This window comes from Secundilactobacillus angelensis (assembly GCF_012641075.1).
GTDB classification, from domain to species: Bacteria; Bacillota; Bacilli; order Lactobacillales; family Lactobacillaceae; genus Secundilactobacillus; species Secundilactobacillus angelensis.
Genome location: NZ_JAAXLJ010000004.1, coordinates 1 through 23380, shown reverse-complemented (window position 1 = coordinate 23380; position 23380 = coordinate 1). Strand labels below are relative to the sequence as shown.

Below are 23380 nucleotides of genomic sequence, written 5' to 3'. Positions count from 1 at the left end.
AACAAATATTGTTCTATACTAAATCTCATAGCATTTAGTACAGGAAGGAATGATAGTTTTGACAGTTTTTAGTGCGTTTAGTGATGAACAAATTATTGAATTTTTAAAATCACAAGTGACTGACGGTGAGGTTTTTACTGATTCAGATACTTTAAACAAGCAATCATTTAGTTCCAAAATGACTAGCGATGACAGCGGCTTGGCGTTAGCTTATATTGAAGCGAAGACGACGCAAGATGTACAGGGTGTGATGCGGGCGGCCCGTAAATTTCACATTGCCGTAATTCCGCAAGACCAATACACCAGCACGGTTGTTGGCGCAGATGGCTTGGCGGGCAGCATCGTTCTTTCAACCAAACAAATGAATCACATTAAGGAAATCAGTAAAGCAGATTCACTAGCGGTAGTGGAACCAGGTGTAATCAACGGTGACCTGGATAAGGCAGCTCGTGAGCAGGGCATGTTTTATGCGCCAGATCCAGGCTCAAAGCCAATATCTGGTATCGGCGGTAACGTGGCTACGAACGCTGGCGGGATGAGTACCGTTAAGTATGGTGCCACTAAGGACAATGTTTTGGGATTGAAAGTCGTTTTGGCAGATGGTCGCGAGATCAAAGTCGGCGGCCGAACACTTAAACAAGCTTTCGGCTATAATTTAACCCAATTATTTGTCGGTTCTGAAGGAACTTTGGGTGTGGTCACAGAAGTTACGGTTAAGTTGATGCCAATTCCGATTGGCAAGCCAACCATGGGAATTGCCTTCTTTGAAAATATGACTAAGTTGGCGGAAGCCGTTGCTGAAATCCGAATTTCTGGTGTGTATCCAACGATGCTGGAGGCGCTGGACAATGCGACGATTGAAGCCTTGGATAAATATGAGGGCACCCATTACAGTGATAATAGTGGCGCTATGCTGATTTTTAAGGTCGATAACAGTGTTCCAGAAGTGGTTGATAAGTTAAAAGAGCTGATGGACAAGCATGGAGCTGTAAACGCGACCGTCACCACGGATCCAGCTGAACAGGCTAACTTAGAAAAACTACGTCGTGATATGCTGCCAGCAGTGTTTGCTGGTCAGAATCATATTATGGAAGACATGGCGATGCCACTTTCCAAGCTGGCACCAATGATGGATTATATCCACGAACTTGGTGAACAAGAACATCTGAAAATCTACGTTGCGGGCCATGCTGGTGATGGTAACGTCCATCCAACCATCGTTTGGTCAAAGGAAGAAACCGAAACGCCACAAGCAGTGGTTGAAGCCCTGCAGCTCATGTTCCATAAAACACTGGAACTAGGTGGCACGATTTCCGGAGAACATGCCGTTGGAACGTTGAAGAACCAGTGGAATAATGAAGAACTGGGCGAAGATGTGGACCAAATCCAACATCAGATTAAGGCGTTGTTCGATCCGATGGGAATTTTGAATCCGAAGAGGAAAATTAATTAGAGCGTGAGGGAAACTGTTTTGCCCCCAGAGAGTAAGGTGCCCCAGCTGAAAATTCCGGTTTTGAATTTTTGGCGGGGGCACCTTAGTCGGCAGGGGGCAGGTTTCCCGAACGCATTTAGTCGATATGAAAGCAGGGCACCACTTTCCCCTCAGATTGACCAAACGCGCTTCACAACACTGCCTCCGGCCATATAACGACAAACAGGCAAGTCCCCGAGTTCAGGAACCTGCCTGTTTGTCGTTATATTCTGGAGTCAACTCGTGTTCTTCACGCTCTTTAATCTAAAACGCGTTCAGAAAGTCTGCCCCCTGCCACCTAATAAGCCCCGGCCCAAAATCCAAAACCAGGATTTCATGCCGGGGCTTATTAGGCTCTGCGAGCAACCCGAATTTCCTCACGCTCTAACTAAATTAAAATCCCCTTCGTATGATCCACCTCATGCTGAATAATCTGAGCGGTAAAGTCCTTGAAGGTTTGCGTATGTGGCTTGAAACTTTGATCCTGATAGGTGACCTCAATGGTTTTATAACGAGTCGTCGTGCGTTGACCCTCCAATGATAAACAGCCTTCAGTAGCTTCATAAGGATCACTTCTCTTCGTGATTTCTGGATTGATCATTGGGATGGAGAGTACCCCAAGTTGGATGGCAATGATTCGTTTATTGACGCCAATCATGTTGGCGGCCAGGCCAACAGCTCGATTGGTATTAGCTTTCAGGGTATCCACTAAGTCAGTGACTGCTTGCGTGTCCGCTTCTGTGGCACGAGTTGCTTTCCTCGAAAGGAAGGCTTGGTTATGGTTGATTTGCTTGATCATAAAATGAAAACTCCTTCTTAAAATAGTTCTTCAATGATAGTAGGGACGCCTTTGTTTAGTTCAGTGACGATTGCCTTGGCTGGTTGAATCTTGGTAATCATTCCGGCACTTTGGCCAGCCATGAAAGTACCATGTTCAATGTCGCCACTAATGGCACGTTGCAGGGAACCACTGGATAATTGATTGAAGGTGTCTGAGTCAATAGTCGCCAGCAATTTTTCAGTCAGCGGCGTCTTCAGGCTACGCACCCGATTGGCACCAGTTCCAGTAACTACTGTACCATTATCGTTGGCTTGAATCACCAGCTGTTTATAATTATCGGCAACCGGTGTTTCTTCAGCAACTAGGAAGGCTGTTCCAACTTGGACACCCGTAGCGCCCAATGCAAAGGCAGCTTTTACGCCGGCTTGGGTGCCAATACCGCCCGCGGCAATGACCGGTATCTTTACTGCTTCGGCAACTTGTGGCACCAGCGTCATGGTGGTTTCGATACCAATGTGACCACCGGATTCCATCCCTTCAGCAACTACCGCGGATGCACCTATATCAGCCATCTTCCTGGCAATTTTAACGCTAGGTATCACTGGAATAACAAGGGTTCCCACGTCCAGTAAGTCTTTTAGAAACGGCGCCGGATTACCAGCACTAGTGAAAACAACGGGGACTGGATTGGCCAGAAGAACTGGTAAAAGCTCACTGATGTTAGGTTGTTGCAGCATCAAATTCACGCCAAAGGGGTTCTTAGTGGCTTGTCGGATGGCTTTCAAATCTGATTGAAGTAACTGGGCGGATGAGTCTGTAGTCGTGAGTACGCCTAACCCACCGGCATTACTGACGGCGCCAACTAACACTGGTTTGGATATTCGGGCCATTGCACCTTGAATAATGGGCTTTTGAATGTGCAGTAGGTTGGTTAATTGCATGTGTGATTCCCCCTTTGGTTGACTCAGGACAATAATCAGTAAAAGCATAACACGAAATAGCTAATAGCACTTAAGCTAGACACAAACGGGTTGTGCCATAAGTCGATACTGGTAAGTATGTCGGTTAGTTTCGTTACTGACCGCTGCTTTATAATTGACTTTAGTTTGCTACTTGAATGTAGTCTTAACCTGTTCCACAACTCAGATTCCGGCCATATAAAACAAACTAGCACCATCCCGATAAAAACCATCGGAATGGTGCTAGTTAGTCTTATATTCTGGAATCTACCGAGTTGTGTCACACCTTGTTTTCATTAGTCAAACATTTAATGACACTTATCTGCCAGCAACCTGCTGCTTTTCAGCTACAGTTTGGTTTGCAGCTTCTTCTTCGCGCATCCGCTTAAGTTCACGTTGCTTACCAAGTTCTGCCAAATGGACTTCATGGGTCAAGAAGGCATGCGTTTTGGCATTGTAGTTGTGCTTTTGTCCCAACTTAACTAGGTAGCCATTGATGAAGTCAACTTCAGTTGGCCGGTAATTGTGCATATCCTGGTACATTGAAGGATAGTGGAGTGGGTTGGCAACTTTTGAGACGTAATTGATACTGTCTAGTTCTTCCTTACGAGTGTTGAGCATTTGGACACCATCACGTTCGCAAACATCGTAAGCTTCATCGATGAGCTGTTGGCTCATTTCATCAGCGCCATCATAAGCAGCGTACTCACCCATAGTCATTTCAAACATGGTGCAAAGCGTGTTAACAACTGAATTGAAGACAACTTTGGCCATTAGTGTCCCACGGAAGTTGGTGGTGAGATTTGGATTGAACTGTGCTTTTTTCAGTTGTTCAACGAGCTTGTGGGTGAAGTCATCTGGTTTTTCGGTGTAGTTAGCAAGATTCATGGAACCAGCACCGCGCTTACCGATAAAGTCCACGTCGCCAGGGCCGTTTAGAACGGTGGCAACAAGTGCAGTTCCGGCAACTAGTTTTTCAGGCTTAAAGTACTTCAAGAGCTTTTCAACGTGGCCCATCCCGTTCATGCAGGTGAAGGCGTATTGGTTAGGCTTGAAGAAATGTTCGCAACGTTTCAACATGTCAGATAGTTGCATCTGTTTGAGAAAGAAGATGTAGCAATCTGGATTGCCATCGTATTCTTCGGGATAGTATACGTTCACTGGTACGAGATGCTTATCTTCGTGATCACGGGAAACGTAAACGCCGCCTTGTTCGCGCATTTTTTCTACGTGGGGCTTCCAGCCATCAACAAAGTCAACTTCATTACCAGCATCCTGTAGCAAAACACCATAACGCAGACCCATTGCACCTGATCCTACAACTGTGAATTTCATATGTATTACCCCTTTAAATAAGTTTTTTAATTTGAAAGCAAAAAAGCCCTTCAAGCCATTTCTGACTTAAAGGGCACGTGTGCGTTACCACCTTTATGTTTTCCGTTCGTCACCAAACGAAACTTACGATCTGCAAACACAGATCCAAGTTGGTATCGGAGATTGACTCCGCCTTTGATTACTAATTATCGTTCGTCAAAGATGCTTAGAGGTGATTTGTTAATACGATTGTTCGCTTACACCTAACCGAACTCGCTTAAGGTGTATTAACGTTGTCCTCATTAACGCATTTGCTTATCAAGTTGACCCCATAATAGCACTTAAATGTGAGATGTCAAATCTAATTTTAATATTTTTGCCACTTCATTCAAATTAAATTATTACTTAATTGATTAAACTGGGGATTTTGAATCCCAGTAATTTCCCAGTTATCGGTGTTATTTCATGGAGTGATGTGCTACGCTTAAATAGGAATTTTTCCAGTGACATGCAGCGAACAACCACGATTTTCTTAAGAAGGGTGAGCTTATGGCAACTAAGGTTGAAACGTTAACAATCCCAATTATCAAGCATCAAAAGGGTTATAAGTTTGCAAAGATTATTGATCAAAATGAACCGTCTGAAGTCACTTTATCCAGACAGTTGAGTGATGTCCAAAACATGGATTTAGATGGCACTTTTCGGATGCCGTACGATGACAGTGAAATTTTCGTGGCACACGACAAAAAGCAAGCCACGAGTGTCTCCATTGATTTTGATGCCGGCTCTGGTTTTTCCGCCGATTTTTTGAATGACCAAGTCAACGTGTCAACGGGTTCGTATGAAGACCTCAGGAATTTCACGCTGCATGATGGCGATACGCTGAAAACTAAAGCAGGCAAGAGTGAATACGTTTTTACAGTTAAGGAATCCAGCTTTGAGGCCTTTCAACGAACTAAGAGAGAACTTTATCACTTCGTTTTGAAACAAGAAGGGGTCTACGAGTTTTCTAGACTGAGGATCGTCAAAAATAAACTTAAATTTGAAACACTGACGTTTGACGCGATTAAGGGCAAGACGTTAGTAACCGGGTTTGAAAACAGTAAAGATGCCATCAAGAAGTTGAAAAAACTATTTGCTCAAGTGGCAGACCTTGCCAAACCTGGTGTTCGCAACCGGTTTGTGACTTCTGGACGCGCCAAGTTAGTTAAAAAAGGCGTTAAGGTCGAATTAGTGGATAGTAAAACTGAAGAACAAGTTGGGTAAATTGATTTAAGGCTGTGACACAACTCGGTAGATTCCAGAATATAAAGGCAAATAACGTCATTCCGATGGTTTTATCGGGATGGCGTTATTTGCCTTTATATGGCCGGAATCTGTGTTGTGGAACAGGCTAAGGCTATATGCAAGTAATGAACTAAAGTAAATTTTATGATGTGTGTGAGTCAAGAAATTGAACTAAATCCTTGTCGATATAGACTGATGTCACAAGCCCTTATTTTTTTACAGTATCAAGAATTTACCCGTCTCACTCATATTTTCTAAGAAGGCTGGAACTGTCTCTGTTCGGTTCCAATCACGTTGAAGTTCACAAGCTAACTGAGCGTAAGAGGTTAACTTTGCTCCAGCTTGCTCAACTCGACGTAGGGCGGCGTTATGGGCAGTAAGACTGGTGCCACCGACCGCATCCACGACCGGGTAAACGTCGTAACCTTCAGCCAACGCATCGATTGCGGGGAAGGTCAGACAAGCTTCTGTCCACAGAGCGGCCATGATGATGTTGTGGCGGTTGGTTGATGTGATGGCCTCATTAAATTCCTTATCTTCCCAGGCGTTAATGGTGGTACGATCGTAGGATGGCGTATCGCCGAGAAGATCTTTTAGAGCGGTAATGGTGTCCTTATTGCGGCCGGTACCCACATTCACTGTGGAAAGAATAATCGGGACGTGATAAGCCTGCATCAGTTTCGTAGTTGCCACGATGTTTTGTACGAGCTGATAACGGTTCATGGATTCAATAGACTCAATTTGAGTGGGCTGATAATCAATAATTGCGAAAACACAATTTTCAGGTGCCAGTAAACGGTCGGTTTTAGGATCTCTGGGGGCATAACTAGTCATGTATATCATTCCTTTCCTCTTAATTACGGCCATTATAATCAGGGGGATGAACGATGCAAAGTGGCAAGACTTATTTGAGACATTTTAGGTGGAATGTAAAAAAACTATTTAAAAATGGCAAACAGTAAAATGGGTATAAAGGGTGCTAAGAGTAAATTGGCGACTTTAATTTTGGTGAGTTTCAGCATGTTCAAGCCGATAATTAAAATCAGCAGCGAGCCCACGACTGTCATGGCATTGATGACGGGATGGGTAAACAGTGGCGCCACCCATTTTGCCAGCAAGGTTAAAACGGATTCATAAACCACAACTGAAATTGCTGAAAAAGCCACCCCTAATCCTAGTGTTGTGGCCAGGATCAAGACGAAGATACCATCGATCATTGATTTCGTGTACAGCACCTGGTTGTTACCGGTCATCCCACTTTGGAGTGAGCCGACGATGGCCATGGCACCGACGCAAATGAATAGTGTTCCAGTGACGAAGCCTTCCGAAAAATGATTGTTACCCTGCATACCCATTAACTTTTCTAGCCAATCACCAAATTTATTAAATTGCGTATCAAAATCAATCAGTTCACCGATGATGGCCCCAATCACCATTGAAACCACCACGAAAATGGTGTTAGTTCCCTTTAACGACCCGCTGATACCCACGTAAACCACACAAATACCTAGACTCTGCATCACTAAAGTTTTGATTCGTTCTGAAATACCCTGTTTAAAGGCTAGACCAATACCACCGCCAAGTACGACGGCCAGACCATTCGCTAACGCACCGAAAAGAATCATATGAATTTCCCCTTAAATTAAAAATTAATAAATATGTGCATTGGTTTATCATAATTGTTTTATAATCGGCTTGCAAGTCGGGTGGAAGATTGTCAGGCGAAGTGACAAAAAATCTGGTATGCTCAAACTATCATTCGTAATGAGGTGTTGTCATGACCATTTTTAATCAGTTTCAATTAATCGGCGATCCGGCTCTCAGTACCGAGATGGCGCGTTATATGCGCAATCAATTTCCGTTTACTGGATTAAAAACGCCCGAACGTAAACGACAGTCAAAAGAATTAATGACTGCCAGCAAAAAAATTGCGATACCGGAATTGCTTACTGGGATAGTGCTGCTTTTCCAGCGTGAGGAGCGGGAATATCAGTACGTCGCCATTGATCTGATGGTGGCTAACGTGAAGCGACTGACGTTTGCTGATATACAAGAGTTAGCCAAATTAGTGACTCAAAAATCGTGGTGGGATACTGTTGATGCCCTTCGAAAGGCCTTCGGCGATTATATTCGGCTTTATCCAAATGAAAAGCGACAGGTTTTTGAGCTATTCAACGGTGCTGATAATTTCTGGTTGCGACGGGTGGCAATCACCTTACAGTTGATGGAAAAGGAAAAAACGGATACCAAAATGCTGACAGAGGCAATTTTGCCGGACATCGATACCCCTGAATTCTTCATTCAAAAGGCGATTGGCTGGGCGCTGCGTAACTACAGCAAAGTGGACCCACAATGGGTCGGCAAGTTTATGGCATCACATCAATTAACTCGTTTGGCGACGCGAGAGGGAAGCAAGTACCTCGGCAACCAGGCTGGCTAGTCCAAAATATTCTCAACTTAATCTAGTAGAATTCTAATTGAAATATAACCGCCAGCAAATTGAATCAGTGCTATCCTTAACCACTGGAAAGGACTGACTAAAATGCCTGAAAGTGCAATCGCAACAAAGGCGCCGGTTGTCCCAATGGATAATTGGCAGAAACTGGCTCGTCAATATGGGTTAACAACTCTTCCAGACAACTGGAAAGAGGCAAGTGAAAGTCTCCGTCATCAAAAAGAGATTGGTTATTTGGAGACTTGCAACGATCTTGAGGAGATTTATTACACGTTGATCGGTAACGAATTTCTACAAGACATTGTCTGCTATCATCCAGAACAAGTTCACACCTACTGGTTAAGAGATTTAGAACAGTACGTTTTCATCACTGAATAAGAGATTAAAATAGCGCTCATTTGACGATTATGCCAAATGAACGCTTTTACTTTACATTTAGAGGTGCCACAGCCACTGAGCCAGCCCCATGAACAGTGGAATCGTGACCAGCGAACAAAGGGTGGTCAGCCCGACCACTGTGGTACTGAACATGGCATTTTTGTGGAAGGTGTTGCTGAAGATTGCCATCAACGCCGCAACCGGTGTTGCTTGACCAAGCAGGATAACTTCTTTGACCATCATGAATTGATTCGGTACTAATTGTAAAATCACTAACACAATTAACGGTGCGATGATCAGTCGGGCAAAAATTGCTTGATACAAATTTTTACTTTTAAGCGCACCGCGAAGATCTCCTTCAGCTAAATAACAGCCCATCGCAATCATCACCAGTGGCAGGTTCATATCAGCCAGGTCAGAAACAGCGGTACCAAGAATCGATGGTAATTGGATACCAGTAAGGGCAAACAACAGGCCGAAAATTAAAGCTAAAATCGCGGGATTAACCGCCAGCCGTTTCAACTGAATGGTTCGGCGATCGCCGGAGATCATATAAATACCGTACGTCCACAAAGCAAAGTTAGACACTCCAACGAAGATACTCATATAGAAGATACTGCCGTCGCCTAAAACGGCCTTAGACAGCGGTAAACCGATGAAACCAAGGTTGGCAAATATCAGTGCGAACCGAATAAGCATCTGCTCCGGCCTGCGGAAAATCAGTTTCGCCACCGCCACGGAAACGAGCATCATGATAACGAGAATGATCAGGGTATATAACCCGTCAATCATTTGCGAAGCTTTCAGGTTACCGATAAAGGAATTTAACAGTAACGCTGGGTTAGATATGTAAATGACGATGTTAGAAATTTGCTGACTGCCTGATTCGTCGACTAGTCCCACTCTAAAACAGAGGAAGCCAATCAGCATGATCAGAAACATGATCGCAGTCTGGCCAAAAATGACCCTTACAATTGTCACGGCGGTTCCTTCTTTCACAAACACAGATGTATTTAATTATAAGACTTTATCAGCGGAGACGTAAGTTGGTTTCGTCAGCTATTTAAAAGATAAATCGCGACTACTGCCAGAATAACGCCAATGGTATTTCTCAGAGTAAAACTTTCCTGCAAAAACAGCATGCCGATGGGAATTAACAGTAGCGTAATGGCAATGTTGACGGTCATCGCAGTTGAGCCGATTGGCGCACCGGACTTATAAGACAACATGTAGCCGAATTCCACGAAGATGATGGACAGGCCCATGGTGATAGAGGCCCAGTTAAGGGAATGAAAATTCACGCTCAGTGATTGCTGGCTGCCACTAACCAAATAGAGAATGAAAGAACCTAACAAAGCAACGCCATAGGTAACCATTAATGAAAAAAAGGGATCAACGTTATGGGAAACACCACGAGTTGACAGTTGATACAACGTGTTGGCAACGATGGTGAGGATGAGCGGCAAAAAATAGGTGGGCATAGTTAAAACTCCTTCGAAGGTATAATTACAGTTCATTATACCTTACTCGCATTGAGACACGGAAACGGATTAAGACCCGATATATTGGGATAACTTCTATTAATGACGTGTTGATAGATCTCATTATCAGTAAAGTTTTAGTTAAACGGGGTTTTATGTGAGCGTAAAATCATTTATGATAGTTCTGTAAGCGCTTAATAAAACGCCTCAGCATTAGGAGGGATTCATGATGAAACCAGAGTTAAGCTGGCTGGATGATCCACAGACTTTTCGGGTTAATCAACTACCAGCTCATAGTGATCACCGTTTTTATCAAAGTGATACCGATTTAGCGACGGGTCAAAGTCAGTTGACACAGACACTTGATGGGACTTGGCAGTTCAAGTTTGCCAAACAGCCCAGCGAGCGACCAGTCGGGTTCTATGCCCCGGATTATGACCATAGTGACTTTGATACCATTACGGTACCTGAACACATGGAAATTGCTGGCTACGGTCGGCTGAAGTATATCAATACGACTTACCCTTGGGAAGGAAAAATCTATCGACGACCTGCTTATGCTTTAGGGAAAGACCAAAAAGGCGCAGGCATGTTCAGCGATGGTGAAGACAATTACGTTGGTGCTTATCTGAGAACCTTTACACTGGATCCAGCCTTGCGTCAGCAACAGCGAATCGTCGTGCAGTTTGACGGCGTGGAAGAGGCAATGTATCTCTGGCTCAATGGTCAATTTGTTGGCTACGCCGAGGACAGTTTTTCGCAGTCTGAATTTGATTTAACACCGTACTTGCAAGACAGTGAAAACCTGATTGCAGTGGAAGTATTTAAACGCAGCACCGCGGCCTTCATCGAAGACCAAGATATGTTCCGGTTCTCCGGTATTTTCCGTAGCGTCCGACTAGTGGGAGAACCCGCAATTCATGTGCAGGACATGCGGATTATTGGTAATCTAGCGGATGATTTAACCACTGGAGATTTTAGTTTGAAACTGAAATTAAATTGTCAGCCCAACGTGAATGGCACGGTTAAAGTATCTATCACGGATGCTGACGGCAACGGCCTGTTTGATGTGACTAAAGCCGCTAACGATGAAGTTGAAATCAACCACCAAATGTTTCCTAACGTGCATCTGTGGCAGCATACAGATCCATATTTGTACCAGTTGAAAGTAACTGTGCAAGATGAACAAGGGAAAGTAATTGAAATCGTTCCCTATAAGTTCGGTTTCAGACGCGTGGAAATGAAGAATAAGATCATGTTACTGAACGGTAAACGTATCATTCTAAATGGCGTCAACCGTCACGAATGGGACGCCAAGTCAGGACGGGTCATTTCCATTGAAGATATGAAACAAGACTTGAAGACCTTCAAGGAAAATAACATTAATGCTGTTCGGACTTGCCACTATCCCAACCGGATCGACTGGTATTACATGTGTGATGAAGCCGGCATTTACATGATGGCGGAAAATAATTTGGAATCACACGGCACTTGGCAAAAGATGGGTGCTGTCGAACCATCTTATAACGTGCCGGGTTCCCTGTCAGAATGGCGTGAAGCGGTTGTGGATCGGGCCCGCAGTAATTACGAAGTCTTTAAAAATCACACGGCCATTCTATTTTGGTCACTGGGAAACGAATCGTATGCTGGTGATGATATTGCGGCCATGAACGCCTTTTATAAGGATCATGACGATACCCGCTTAGTCCACTACGAAGGGGTTTGCCGTAACCGGGCTTATGAAGATCAGATTTCCGACATGGAAAGTATGATGTACGACCCGCCAAAGGAAATCGAAAAGTACCTGACCAATAATCCCAAGAAACCGTTTGTTGATTGCGAATTCATGCATGATATGGGGAATTCACTGGGTGGTATGTCATCCTACGATGAGCTCATCGACAAGTATCCGATGTATCAAGGTGGTTTTATCTGGGACTTTATTGATCAAGCCATTGAAACTAAGGACGAAGTGACAGGGCAGACTGTTCTGCGATATGGTGGCGATTTTGATGATCGTCACTCCGACTACGAATTTTCTGGTGACGGGCTGATGTTTGCTGACCGGACGCCTAAACCAGCCCTTCAGGAGGTGAAATACTATTATGGCAAACACATCAACTAAGCAAGTACAAATTATATATGGTGACGCAACGTTAGGATTGCGCGGTGAAGGTTTCGGTTACATTTTCAGTTACGAACGCGGCGGTATGGAGTCTTTGGTGCAGCATGGTAAGGAATGGCTGTACCGGACGCCGAAACCCACTTTTTGGCGGGCGACTACCGATAATGACCGCGGTAATGGTTTCTCAGTTAAGTCAGCTCAGTGGTTAGGCACGGATATGTTTTTGAAGTGCACAGGAGCTGCCGTAGCGGTCAATGATCAACCAATCGATTTGCCGATTTCACCGGAAAACAATCAATATAGCGATCATGAATTTGCTGATCACGTTACTATCACCTTCACGTACGAAACACTGACGGTACCGGTCACTACGGTAACCGTAGCCTATACGGTAAACGGTAACGGTGACATTAAAGTGGGCGTAGCTTATCACGGTAAGACCGGCTTACCAGAGTTACCGGCATTCGGGTTACGCTTTATCATGCCAACCGTTGCCAAAGGGTTTAACTACGACGGTTTATCTGGAGAAACCTATCCCGATCGCATGGCTGGCGGGGAGAAAGGTCATTATACCGTTGATGGTTTGCCGGTAACCAAGTACTTGGTGCCGCAAGAATGTGGCATGCATATGCAAACCGCGCAGGCCACTGTCATCCGTAACCGTACGTTAGATAATACGGATCACGCTAACCATGATTTTAACCTTACCTTTAAGCAAAACGGGCAGCCATTTGCCTTCAGTTGTTTGCCGTATACCGCTGAAGAGCTGGAAAACGCCACCCACATTGAAGAATTGCCAACGCCACGGCGGACCGTCTTCGCGATTTTTGGTGCGGTTCGGGGTGTCGGCGGTATCGATAGTTGGGGCGCAGATGTTGAGCAGCAGTACCATGTTTCAGCTGAGGAGGACCACTCGTTCTCATTTGTCATTCAAGGCGTTTAATTGAGTAAATTAATTTATAAAAATGTTTACCATTTTGGAGGTATTAACACGTATAATAGAACGTGTTGAGAAAGGGGCATCATACTAAGATGAAGAATGTAGCATTAGGTAACACAAGTTTACAGGCTTCAGCCGTTGCGTTAGGCATTATGCGCATGGTGAGTCTGAACGTTGATGACGCCGCAAAGGTTTTGGACACTGTAACGGATAAAGGCGTTAACTTTATTGATTCTGCCGATATTTACGGTGGGGGAAAATCCGAAGAAATTTTCGGTCAAGCGCTCAAGAAGTCAGGGGTTAAGCGTGAAGACCTGATCATCCAATCCAAGGGTGGCATTGTCCTTGACCCTAAACGTAGTCACGGCGACCTGGTCTTTGGCCAGCGTTACGATTTCTCTAAACAACATTTAATTGAAGCTGTTGACGGTATTTTGAAGCGGATGGGCATTGACTATCTGGACTTCTTCTTACTGCACCGGCCAGACGCACTGATGGAACCAGACCAGATTGCAGCTGCTTTTGATGAGTTGCAAGCTGAGGGTAAGGTGCGCCATTTTGGACTGTCAAACTGCAATCCAATGCAAGTTGAACTGATCCAGTCAGGCATCAGCCAAAAACTGATGGTCAATCAGTTACAATTTGGTGTCATGCATACGGGTGCCATTGATTTCGGCCTGCATGTGAACATGAGCGACGACCGCAGCATCAACCACGATGGGGAAATTATCGAATATTCACGGTTGCATAACATGACCATCCAAGCTTGGTCACCATATCAATACGGGATGTTCGAAGGCCCATTCATCGATAATCCTAAGTTCCCAGAATTGAATGCAAAATTACAGGAACTGGCCGACACAAAGGGTGTCACCAAAAACGCCATTGCCACCGCTTGGATCTTACGTCACCCAGCAAACATGCAGGTGATCTTAGGCTCAATGAACCAGGATCACTTGAAAGAAAGCATTGCCGGAGCGGACGTCGAGTTAACCAAGCAGGAGTGGTATGATCTCTACTTTGCTGCTGGCAACACGTTACCGTAAATTAAACTGAAACCAATAATAAAGGAGCACTAGCCAGTCTCCCTCAATTGGGAGCGGCTAGTGCTCTTTAATTTTGACTGAGCGGGAAGATTTTATTGATTATCTAATCAGGCTAAATGCTGGTTAGATTAGTACGTTTACTGCTACTGATTGGATCGGGTGGCGTTAAGAATATTTTTGGAATATTTTCTTTAAAAAAAGACGTTTAGATTTAATTGTCCGATTATGGAGTGTTTTAATCGTGGACAGATATTACATTTTGTACCAATTATTGTAAAGAGTAACATTTTGAGTAAAATTACTCCCAATCCACGTCCGTTAATGATACAATTACTGCATTAAATGCGATAGTATTGCGCTTGACTGGGTTCAATATCAGTTTGATTTTTTTATTTTTTCGTGTGGTTTACATAATATTTATGTAAGGCATTTTATCAATAAAACATTATGCTTCGTTAAGTGCTTATTATCCTTAGATATCATTGGCATATTAATTAGTTAATTTGCCGATTGGGGGGATATTCTAATATTAGATTAGTAAGCAACATTAGAATATTTAAAGGATGGCGTACAAAAAATGAGTAAAAGGATTGACCTAACCAACAAGCGTTTTGGCCGGTTGGTTGTCAAAGAGTATTATGGTAATAACTCAGCAAACTCCAATGCGATGTGGTTATGCCAATGTGATTGCGGCAATAAGACGGTGGTTGATGGTGTCCGGTTACGTTCTGGCATTACTAAAAGCTGTGGTTGTTTGAGACGAGATCTTTCAAGTCAGCGAGTATACAAAAACCCCAAGTTTGTGGACTATATGGGGCGTTCTGATCAATTACGAGACAAAAACGGGGTTTCTTTGAGTTCTATTTCAGAATCTGCCCGCAATAAAAGTGGTGTGATCGGGGTTTCATATGACCGTCAGACTGGTAAGTGGTTTGCTCGTTTAATGATTGATCATAAGTATGTGCTGTTGAAAAGTTTTAAGACCATCAACGAAGCGATTGAAGCTCGGCGTGAGGCTGAGGAGACTTACCTCGGCATTAAGCGGGGGATTAAACCCAAGACAACCGAGAGAATTGATGTTTAAAAGCATAAGTTAGAGCTTAACTGATAGAAGAGTGAGCAGAGGTCAGGTGACCACTGTTTACTCTTTTATTTTCGTTAAATTAGATAGAATGTGATTTTATTAACGATACATAATCTGTGGCTCTTCTATCTTTGTATATAAAACTTATGCTAAAAATATTGATATATCAACAATGAAATGTTCAATGCCGCTTTCCAATTTTTAATTATTTATGAAAAAGGTTAAAGCATAACAAACATTGTGAAGAAAAGCACTATAATTTTTAGTAAAAATGCGGTATACTTAGGTCAACATCATTTGATGAAATCAATGGAGGTACTTAATATGGCAGATCGTTTAAAAGGTAAGGTTGCAATTGTTACTGGTGGGACACTTGGAATTGGTTTAGGTATTGCCAAGCGCTTTGTAGACGAAGGTGCTAAAGTGGTCATCACAGGTCGGCACGCTGATGTGGGTAAAGCAGCGGCTAAGGGCATTGGCGGACCAGACGTCATTCGTTTCATCCAGCACGATGCAGCGGATGAGGCAGGCTGGGTCAAGCTGTTCGACGAAACCGAAAAAGCCTTTGGACCTGTTTCAACGCTTGTTAACAACGCGGGGATGGCAGTTAACAAGAGTGTTGAAAACACGACTACTGAAGAATGGCACAAGTTACTGGCCATCAACTTGGACGCTGTTTTCTTCGGTACCCGCTTAGCAATTCAACGAATGAAGAACAAGAATTTAGGCGCTTCAATCATTAACATGTCGTCAATTGAAGGTTTCATCGGCGATCCTAACTTGGGTGCTTACAATGCATCAAAGGGTGCTGTGCGGATCATGTCCAAGTCAGCTGCAGTTGACTGTGCTCTGAAGGACTATGGTGTTCGGGTCAACACTGTTCACCCTGGATACATCAAGACACCATTGGTTGAAAACTTACCAGGTGCTGAAGAAGCCATGTCAGCAAGAACGAAGACACCAATGGGACACATTGGTGAACCAGACGATATTGCCTACATTTGCGTTTACTTAGCTTCTGATGAATCTAAGTTTGCTACAGGTTCAGAATTTGTTGTTGACGGTGGGTACACCGCACAATAACAGATTGTTATTTTGCTAATGCGATTCTGATTGCCTAAGGTGGGAGCAGTCGGGCGTATTACCAACTTTGTATCACCTTAAATCGTGTCTAAGAAGGTCAATTCAGATTTGAATTGATCTTTTTAGTTGTCTGACGATCAATAAATTACACATATTTGGGCTACAGCTTGACTTATACCCCACTCTAACTTCTATAATTAAGACGAGATTTGAAAATTACGCGTGTAACGGAGGTAAGCGGAAATGAATTATCGGACGCTTGGAAAAACCGGGTTTAATATTAGTGATATTTCTTTAGGAACTTGGCAACTTGGTGGTAAGTGGGGTGCAGAATTTGATATTAAAGACGCCACTGCCACTCTAGAAGAAGCCTATGAACAGGGCGTTAACTTCTTTGATACGGCTGACGGTTATCAGGGTGGTGACAGTGAAAAGGCGGTTGGAGCGTTTGTTAAGACCCATGCGGACGTTCACTTTACGACTAAGATTGGCCGGAAAGAAGAACCCTTGAGTACTGAGCATTTTAACCCGGAACATTTGGTTCGTTATGTTGACGAATCGTTGGAAAACATGGGATTAGAAGCACTGGACCTGGTTTTGCTCCATTGCCCACCAATGTCAATTTATTACACACCAGAAACTTTCTTCACAATGGATAAGTTAAAGAAGGAAGGCAAAATCAAAAACTACGGTGTCAGTGTTGAACGGGTTGAAGAAGCAATCAAAGCTATGGACTATGATGTTTCGGCTGTTGAAATTATTTTCAACATGTTTCGGTTACGCCCATCGAAGTTGTTCTTTGATTTAGCTAAGAAGAATAACGTGGGCATCTTAGCTCGAGTACCTTTAGCTAGTGGTCTGTTGACGGGTAAGTTTACCGCAGACACGAAATTTGGCAAAGAAGACCACCGAACAACTAACCGTAACGGTGAATTATTTGATAAGGGTGAAACTTTCTCAGGTGTGGATTATATGACTGGGGTCAAAGCGGCTCAAGAATTGAAGCAACGGCTTGGCACGGATAATCTAGCAGCCATGGCATTACGCTATATTCTGATGTTTGATGCTGTGACAGCAGCAATTCCTGGTGCTAGTTCTCCAGATCAGATTGAAAGAAACACCGTGGCATCTGACTTACCCGCATTGAAGCCAGAACAAATGCAAATCGTCCAAGACGTGTACGATAAATACATTAAGAATCCGGTCGATTATCTCTGGTAATCAGTTTGTCCTATTAATGCGTATACCAAGCCTGAAGAGCAGTTAATCGATTGTTCTTCAGGCTTTTTTTACGGTTATTAGCTGATTATCTGGGATAATATAACGTCATATTCGTGTTATAATCTAGTCATAATTCAATGTGGATGGAATGGGGTGCTCTAATGGAATATACGGAGCGGCAACAAAAAATTATTCAGATGTTAAAAGCTAAAAGTCCGCTTACCGGAGAAGAAATCGCCAATCAGCTTAACCTGAGCGTGCCAACAATTCGGGCGGATTTGAGATTGCTGACCGCGGTAGAAGTGCTATCAGCTCGACCTAAAGTTGGCTATGTGTATCAGGGTGATAATCAGGCTGGGGTGGACTACGCGACATTATACGAACAACCAGTCTCGGCGATTATGCAACCGGCAGCGACCATTAAAGATGACGCAACGTTGCAAGTCGCTATCAGTAAATTATTTTTGCAAGACGTTGGCACGTTGTTTGTACTGGATCAAGAGGGGCAACTGGCAGGTTTGATTTCTCGAAAAGATTTATTGCGGGCCAGTTTTAATAATTCCAACCCTGAGTCAGTTCTGGCCAGTGTCATTATGACCCGGATGCCAAACATTGTGACCGTAACGCCAGACATGACGGTGAAACAGGCAGGGCAGTTATTGTTAAAGCATAAGGTGGATTCAGTACCAGTGGTCGCTCAGTCAGCACCGCAAGAAGTGATTGGCAGAATTACCAAGAACCGAATTTTTCAGCATTTTATTGAACAGGCTTAATTGTTATTAAATATCATCGCAGTCATGCGGTGATATTTTTTTGTGCTCATTTGAAAAATCAGGCCTTATTTTCAAACAAGTCGACATTATGACGTTATTAAAATAATATTTCAAAACAGTTTGCGTTTAAAAAAGCGATTGTTAAAATTTTCAATTCCTATTAATTCGGGATTTATGGCTAATTTAAACTGAAAACGCTTGAATTTTCCATTTGTTTAATATACATTATAAATCGTACAAATATGACGTTTTATTAACGAGAAAGAGTGATTATATGACCAAACTGATCTATGAATTTTCGGAAGGTAATATGTCAATGCGTGATTTATTAGGCGGTAAGGGTGCTAATCTGGCTGAAATGACTCATTTAAGTCTCCCGGTTCCTCGTGGTTTTACACTGACTACTGTGGCCTGTCACGACTACCAGCAGAAGCAAACGTTAAGCGATGGGTTACTATCTGAACTTGATCAGGCACTCACTCATTTAAGTCAGACTACTGGCAAGCAATTTGATGGCACCAGTCAGCCACTACTCGTATCAGTGCGGTCAGGTGCTGCCATTTCGATGCCCGGAATGATGGATACCATCTTGAATATTGGGTTAAATGACCAAACCGTTGAGGCGTTAGCTACACTGACTCACAACGAGCGCTTTGCTTATGACAGCTATCGACGTCTGCTAGCGATGTTTGGCAATGTGGTTTACGGCATCGATGAAGCCACTTTCGACCACGTGTTGACTGCAGCTAAGCATGTCAATGGTTACCAGAGTGACTTGGAGCTTACTTCCGCCGATCTCAAACAAATTGTGAACGACTTCAAGGCGATTTATCAGCAATCTGGGAAGGGGGAGTTTCCACAATCACCGAAGGAACAGTTGTTAGCTGCAATTAACGCGGTGTTTGAATCTTGGAACAATCACCGGGCACAAGTTTATAGGCAACAAAACCACATTTCGGAATCGCTGGGTACGGCGGTTAACATTCAAGAAATGGTGTTTGGCAACGCGGGGGACCAGTCAGGGACAGGGGTTGCCTTCACCAGAAATCCGGCAACGGGGGAGAAAAAGGTCTTTGGTGAATATCTGCTCAACGCTCAGGGGGAGGACGTTGTTGCGGGAATCCGGACACCTCAATCTATTGAGGTGCTGCATGAAGATATGCCGGAAATTTATGATGAATTAATGGCTATTGCCGAAAAACTGGAAACACATTATCAAGACATGCAGGATCTGGAGTTCACCATTGAGAACGGGAAGCTATACTTACTGCAAGCTCGTGATGGGAAACGGACACCATACGCAGCCGTTAAAATTGCCGTGGATCAGGTTGATGAGGGCTTAATTACGAAGGCTCAGGCTATTCAACGCGTTAGTCCTGAGTCAGTTTCGACCATGCTGCACCCCGAGTTTGACGAAGGTGCCCTGGCTTCACATACGCCAATGACGACCGGCTTGCCGGCTTCACCCGGTGCCGCAACGGGTCAAGTTTATTTCACGGCTGAAGATGCCAAGCAAGCAGCGGATGCTGGAGAAAAAGTGGTCTTGATTCGTCAGGATACTTCACCAGAAGATATCGATGGCATGATTGTCAGCCAAGCCATTGTTACCTCTCGTGGGGGCATGACGTCACACGCGGCAGTGGTTGCTAGGGGGATGGGAGCCACGGGGGTCGTTGGTGCTCATGAAATTCAAGTTGATTACGTCGCTAAAGTGGCTAAAATTGGGGAGCAAGTTATTCATGAAGGCGACTGGGTTTCGGTTGATGGGACTTCGGGAGAGCTGTATCTCGGCCAGATTAAGACGACTTCAGTCGGCGTAAAAGGGGAGCTATCAGTTTTGCTAGACTGGGCGAAGGAAGTGGCTCAGATGGGGGTTTACACCAATGCAGATACGCCACAGGATTTCCAAAAAGCACTGGATTTTGGTGCGGATGGTATCGGTCTAACCAGGACGGAGCATATGTTCTTTAAGCCAGAACGGCTGGTTCAAATGAGACGTTTAATTCTGGCGGAAGATGCTTTGGGTCGAGCAGAACCGTTGACAGAACTGCTGAAGATGCAACAGGAAGACTTTTATCAACTGTACAAATTAGCTGGTGATAAAGAAGTGACGATCCGACTCTTGGATCCGCCACTACACGAATTTTTGCCTCACGATGAAGAAGAGATTCAGGCGGTGTCACAGCAGATTCATTTGGCGCCTGAAAAATTACGGGAACGCACGAACGCATTGAAGGAACTTAATCCAATGTTAGGTCATAGGGGAGACCGACTGGCGGTAACTTTCCCGGATATTTATCAAATGCAGGTCAAAGCGATCATGAGTGCGGTAATTCGGTTGCATGATGAGGGGCTTGAAGTGCACCCTCATATCATGATTCCGCTCACAGATTCCAAGAGTGAAATGGCGTGGGTTCGTCAATTGGTTATCGACCAGATTGAGGCGATGATGTCTGACCAGGAGTTTGAACTGGCCTATACGGTTGGTACCATGATGGAAATGCCACGGGCTTGTGTTACCGCAGATCAGGTTGCCGAAGTGTCTGATTTCTTCAGTTTCGGCACCAACGATTTAACGCAATTAACATTTGGATATTCCCGGGACGACGTGGGCTCATTTATGCCGGAATATATTAAACAAGGTATTTTACCAGCTGATCCCTTTCAGACCATTGATACAGAAGGAGTTGGCACGTTGATGGAAATTGCGATTAATAAGGGTCGCCAAACGAAGGCAGAGTTACCTATTGGGGTTTGCGGCGAAGTCGGTGGTGACCCAGCTTCAATTGAATTTTTTAATCAAATTGGGGTGACGTACGTTTCTTGCTCACCTTACCGGGTGCCAGTAGCACGTTTAGCAGCAGCACAAGCAACGCTGAAACAACAGTAGCGGCGATTTGTCGGGTGAAACGGCCCGATTGATATTATTAATTTCACATTATTGAAACCGCTTCCTTACATCTAACTAACAAATAATACAAGTGGTGACGGCAGTTGGTACGTTACCGACTTTATTAAAGGAGTACAACCATGGAAGAAAAGAAAGAATCGGTCTTAACATCACGGCTTTCGTATGCTTTTGGCGCGTTCGGACATGATATGTTCTATGCCACACTGTCGACTTACTTTATCATGTTCGTGACGTCTCACTTATTTGATAAAAGTAGTGGCGGTATGAATGCTAAAATGATCAGCTACATCACGTTGATTATTTTTATTCTGCGATTTGTTGAACTGGCAATTGATCCGTTTATTGGCAATACCATTGATAACACCACGACTCGTTGGGGTAACTTTAAACCCTGGATCGTTGGCGGTGGGTTCATCAGCGCGGTCATTATTGCCATCCTATTTACTAATATGGGTGGATTGAACACGTCTAACCCATACTTGTATCTGATCGTGTTTGCGGTGCTGTACATCACCATGGACATCTTTTATTCCTTCAAGGACGTGGGCTTCTGGTCAATGATTCCAGCGTTGTCCTTTGACTCTCGAGAACGTGAGAAGACGGCGACCTTTGCCCGGGTTGGCTCTAACATCGGTGCCAACATTGTGGGTGTCATGGTGATGCCAATTGTCTTGATGTTTTCTCAGGTTTCAAATAATGGGCAAGGGGATAACCGCGGCTGGTTTGCCTTCGCCGCTGTTGTGGCGTCCATTTCCTTCATTTCCGCTCTCATCGTGGGCTTAGGAACCAAGGAGAAAAACTCAGAGTTACGAAAAAACAAGGAAAAGACAACCTTCCGCGGGGTGCTGAAAGTCTTGACGCGAAATGATCAGCTGATGTGGTTGTCATTAACCTATGCGCTATACACCGCTGGGATGCAAATTACTAATGCGCTGGAACTGTACTATTTCACTTATATTTTAGGAGACGCATCACAATTTAGTATCCTAGCCTCCATTAACGCGATTATCGGTGTCTTCGCGGTGATTGCCTTTCCTCCAATGGCGAAAAAGTTTAGTCGGCGTAATGTTTTCTTCATTTCAATTTCTGTGATGGTTATCGCGCTAGTGATCTTCCTTTTCGCAGGGAGTTCTCTGCCATTAGTGCTAACAGCTGCAGTCCTGTTTTACATTCCACAACCGTTGATTTTCTTAGTTGTGTTAATGATCATTACTGATTCCGTAGAATACGGTCAGTTGAAATTCGGTCACCGGGATGAATCTTTAACGTTGTCCGTTCGACCATTGCTGGATAAAATGGGCGGCGCAATTTCCAACGGTGTCGTAGGGTTAACTGCCGTTTGGGCGGGGATGACCGCTGGTGCATCGGCCAACGATATTACCAACCATGGTCACTTGGTGTTCAAGTTGATGATGTTCGGTGTACCAGCCGCTTTAATTTTGATTGGGACGTTCATTTTCTTTAGAAAAGTGACCCTAGATGAAAAAGAACACGCTCAAATTGTTGAAGAGCTGGAGAAAACCTGGGGGAAGACGCTGGGTGAAGATGTAGATTTCATTGATGTTGATGGGACGGTGAGTTACGAGTACGCTGCACCGATTGATGGTGAGATTGAGCCATTGAATACGGTCTCCGATGACAGCTTTGCGTCGGGGAAAATGGGTCAAGGTTTCGCCATTAAACCAACCGATGGTAGAATATATGCGCCGTTCAGTGGCACTGTTAAAGTGACCTTTCCAACCAGACATGCGATTGGTTTAGTGTCAGACCAGGGAGTTGCCACGTTGATTCATATCGGGATTGGTACGGTCAATATGCGAGGTACAGGCTTCGTACAATATGTTGAGCAGGATCAGAAGGTTGAAAAGGGAGATCTCCTGATAGAGTTTTGGCAACCGGCAATTGCAAAGGCGGGCTACGATGACACGGTCATCATGGTAGTAACGGATAAGCAGGCGCAAGTTGAGTTGCAAACCGAAAGTGGTAAAGTTAAACATGGGGATGAAGTGGCAAAGGTAAAAAGAGTGTGAACCAAGGCGGTTAGAGACCGGAGTGTAGGGGCAAGGCAACA

At 44.2% G+C, this 23380-nt stretch carries 20 protein-coding genes; 13 read left to right on the top strand and 7 right to left on the bottom strand.

What is annotated here, in order from left to right; all coding sequences use genetic code 11:
• The first annotated feature begins 58 nt into the window (after positions 1-58).
• Complete coding sequence (locus HC026_RS02905) at positions 59-1453, top strand: FAD-binding oxidoreductase (RefSeq protein ID WP_168924492.1); 1395 nt, start codon at positions 59-61, stop codon at positions 1451-1453.
• Positions 1454-1859: 406 nt separating this feature from the next.
• Here the strand turns inward: HC026_RS02905 and HC026_RS02900 are convergent, their stop codons facing one another.
• The 3 genes from HC026_RS02900 to HC026_RS02890 all read right to left on the bottom strand — a co-directional run bounded on the left by HC026_RS02900 (position 1860) and on the right by HC026_RS02890 (position 4546).
• Entirely contained in the window at positions 1860-2270 is a 411-nt protein-coding gene (locus HC026_RS02900) for a peptide deformylase (RefSeq protein WP_168924491.1), read from the bottom strand.
• A 17-nt stretch (positions 2271-2287) separates the two neighbouring features.
• On the bottom strand, positions 2288-3193 hold the full coding sequence (locus HC026_RS02895) for an NAD(P)H-dependent flavin oxidoreductase (RefSeq protein WP_168924490.1): 906 nt from the start codon (positions 3191-3193) through the stop codon (positions 2288-2290).
• A 336-nt stretch (positions 3194-3529) separates the two neighbouring features.
• Positions 3530-4546 (bottom strand): ketopantoate reductase family protein, encoded by a 1017-nt coding sequence (locus HC026_RS02890; protein ID WP_168924489.1) that lies wholly within the window; start codon positions 4544-4546, stop codon positions 3530-3532.
• Between the two features lie 528 nt (positions 4547-5074).
• On the opposite strand from HC026_RS02890, the gene HC026_RS02885 reads away from it, so the two are divergent.
• On the top strand, positions 5075-5791 hold the full coding sequence (locus HC026_RS02885; RefSeq protein ID WP_168924488.1) for a hypothetical protein: 717 nt from the start codon (positions 5075-5077) through the stop codon (positions 5789-5791).
• A gap of 237 nt (positions 5792-6028) precedes the next feature.
• On the opposite strand, the gene HC026_RS02880 is transcribed toward HC026_RS02885, so the two are convergent.
• Together HC026_RS02880 and HC026_RS02875 are read right to left on the bottom strand one after the other, a co-directional pair.
• Positions 6029-6646: an isochorismatase family protein gene (locus HC026_RS02880; RefSeq protein WP_168924633.1), complete on the bottom strand. Its 618-nt coding sequence runs from the start codon at positions 6644-6646 to the stop codon at positions 6029-6031.
• A 104-nt stretch (positions 6647-6750) separates the two neighbouring features.
• Positions 6751-7437: a DUF554 domain-containing protein gene (locus tag HC026_RS02875; protein WP_168924487.1), complete on the bottom strand. Its 687-nt coding sequence runs from the start codon at positions 7435-7437 to the stop codon at positions 6751-6753.
• A gap of 152 nt (positions 7438-7589) precedes the next feature.
• On the opposite strand from HC026_RS02875, the gene HC026_RS02870 reads away from it, so the two are divergent.
• Positions 7590-8252 (top strand): DNA alkylation repair protein, encoded by a 663-nt coding sequence (locus HC026_RS02870; protein WP_168924486.1) that lies wholly within the window; start codon positions 7590-7592, stop codon positions 8250-8252.
• A gap of 102 nt (positions 8253-8354) precedes the next feature.
• Positions 8355-8645, top strand: coding sequence for a hypothetical protein (locus HC026_RS02865; RefSeq protein ID WP_168924485.1), 291 nt, complete (start codon positions 8355-8357; stop codon positions 8643-8645).
• Positions 8646-8702: 57 nt separating this feature from the next.
• On the opposite strand, the gene HC026_RS12970 is transcribed toward HC026_RS02865, so the two are convergent.
• Together HC026_RS12970 and HC026_RS02855 are read right to left on the bottom strand one after the other, a co-directional pair.
• Positions 8703-9626, bottom strand: coding sequence for an AEC family transporter (locus HC026_RS12970; RefSeq protein WP_168924484.1), 924 nt, complete (start codon positions 9624-9626; stop codon positions 8703-8705).
• A gap of 74 nt (positions 9627-9700) precedes the next feature.
• Positions 9701-10126 carry an EamA family transporter gene (locus tag HC026_RS02855; protein ID WP_168924483.1) on the bottom strand — a complete coding sequence of 142 codons (426 nt, stop codon included), beginning with the start codon at positions 10124-10126 and terminating at the stop codon, positions 9701-9703.
• Positions 10127-10355: 229 nt separating this feature from the next.
• Between HC026_RS02855 and HC026_RS02850 the strand changes: the two genes are divergently transcribed.
• The 9 genes from HC026_RS02850 to HC026_RS02810 all read left to right on the top strand — a co-directional run bounded on the left by HC026_RS02850 (position 10356) and on the right by HC026_RS02810 (position 23339).
• Positions 10356-12251: a glycoside hydrolase family 2 TIM barrel-domain containing protein gene (locus HC026_RS02850; protein WP_168924632.1), complete on the top strand. Its 1896-nt coding sequence runs from the start codon at positions 10356-10358 to the stop codon at positions 12249-12251.
• Positions 12232-13194, top strand: a complete 963-nt coding sequence (locus HC026_RS02845) for a beta-galactosidase small subunit (RefSeq protein ID WP_168924482.1) — start codon at positions 12232-12234, stop codon at positions 13192-13194. Before HC026_RS02850 ends, HC026_RS02845 begins: the two co-directional genes overlap by 20 nt.
• An 89-nt stretch (positions 13195-13283) precedes the next feature.
• A complete protein-coding gene (locus tag HC026_RS02840; protein ID WP_168924481.1) occupies positions 13284-14237 on the top strand; it encodes an aldo/keto reductase in 954 nt (317 codons plus the stop codon).
• Positions 14238-14814: 577 nt separating this feature from the next.
• Positions 14815-15321, top strand: a complete 507-nt coding sequence (locus HC026_RS02835; protein ID WP_168924480.1) for an AP2 domain-containing protein — start codon at positions 14815-14817, stop codon at positions 15319-15321.
• A 324-nt stretch (positions 15322-15645) separates the two neighbouring features.
• Positions 15646-16404: an SDR family oxidoreductase gene (locus tag HC026_RS02830; protein WP_168924479.1), complete on the top strand. Its 759-nt coding sequence runs from the start codon at positions 15646-15648 to the stop codon at positions 16402-16404.
• A 243-nt stretch (positions 16405-16647) separates the two neighbouring features.
• The gene (locus tag HC026_RS02825) at positions 16648-17625 is read left to right on the top strand and encodes an aldo/keto reductase (RefSeq protein WP_168924478.1); all 978 of its coding nucleotides are present in this window, start codon (positions 16648-16650) and stop codon (positions 17623-17625) included.
• Between the two features lie 161 nt (positions 17626-17786).
• Positions 17787-18398, top strand: a complete 612-nt coding sequence (locus HC026_RS02820) for a helix-turn-helix transcriptional regulator (RefSeq protein ID WP_168924477.1) — start codon at positions 17787-17789, stop codon at positions 18396-18398.
• 274 nt (positions 18399-18672) lie between these two features.
• Positions 18673-21288: a pyruvate, phosphate dikinase gene (gene ppdK, locus HC026_RS02815; RefSeq protein ID WP_168924476.1), complete on the top strand. Its 2616-nt coding sequence runs from the start codon at positions 18673-18675 to the stop codon at positions 21286-21288.
• Positions 21289-21428: 140 nt separating this feature from the next.
• A complete protein-coding gene (locus HC026_RS02810; RefSeq protein WP_168924475.1) occupies positions 21429-23339 on the top strand; it encodes a glycoside-pentoside-hexuronide (GPH):cation symporter in 1911 nt (636 codons plus the stop codon).
• Positions 23340-23380: the final 41 nt, after the last annotated feature.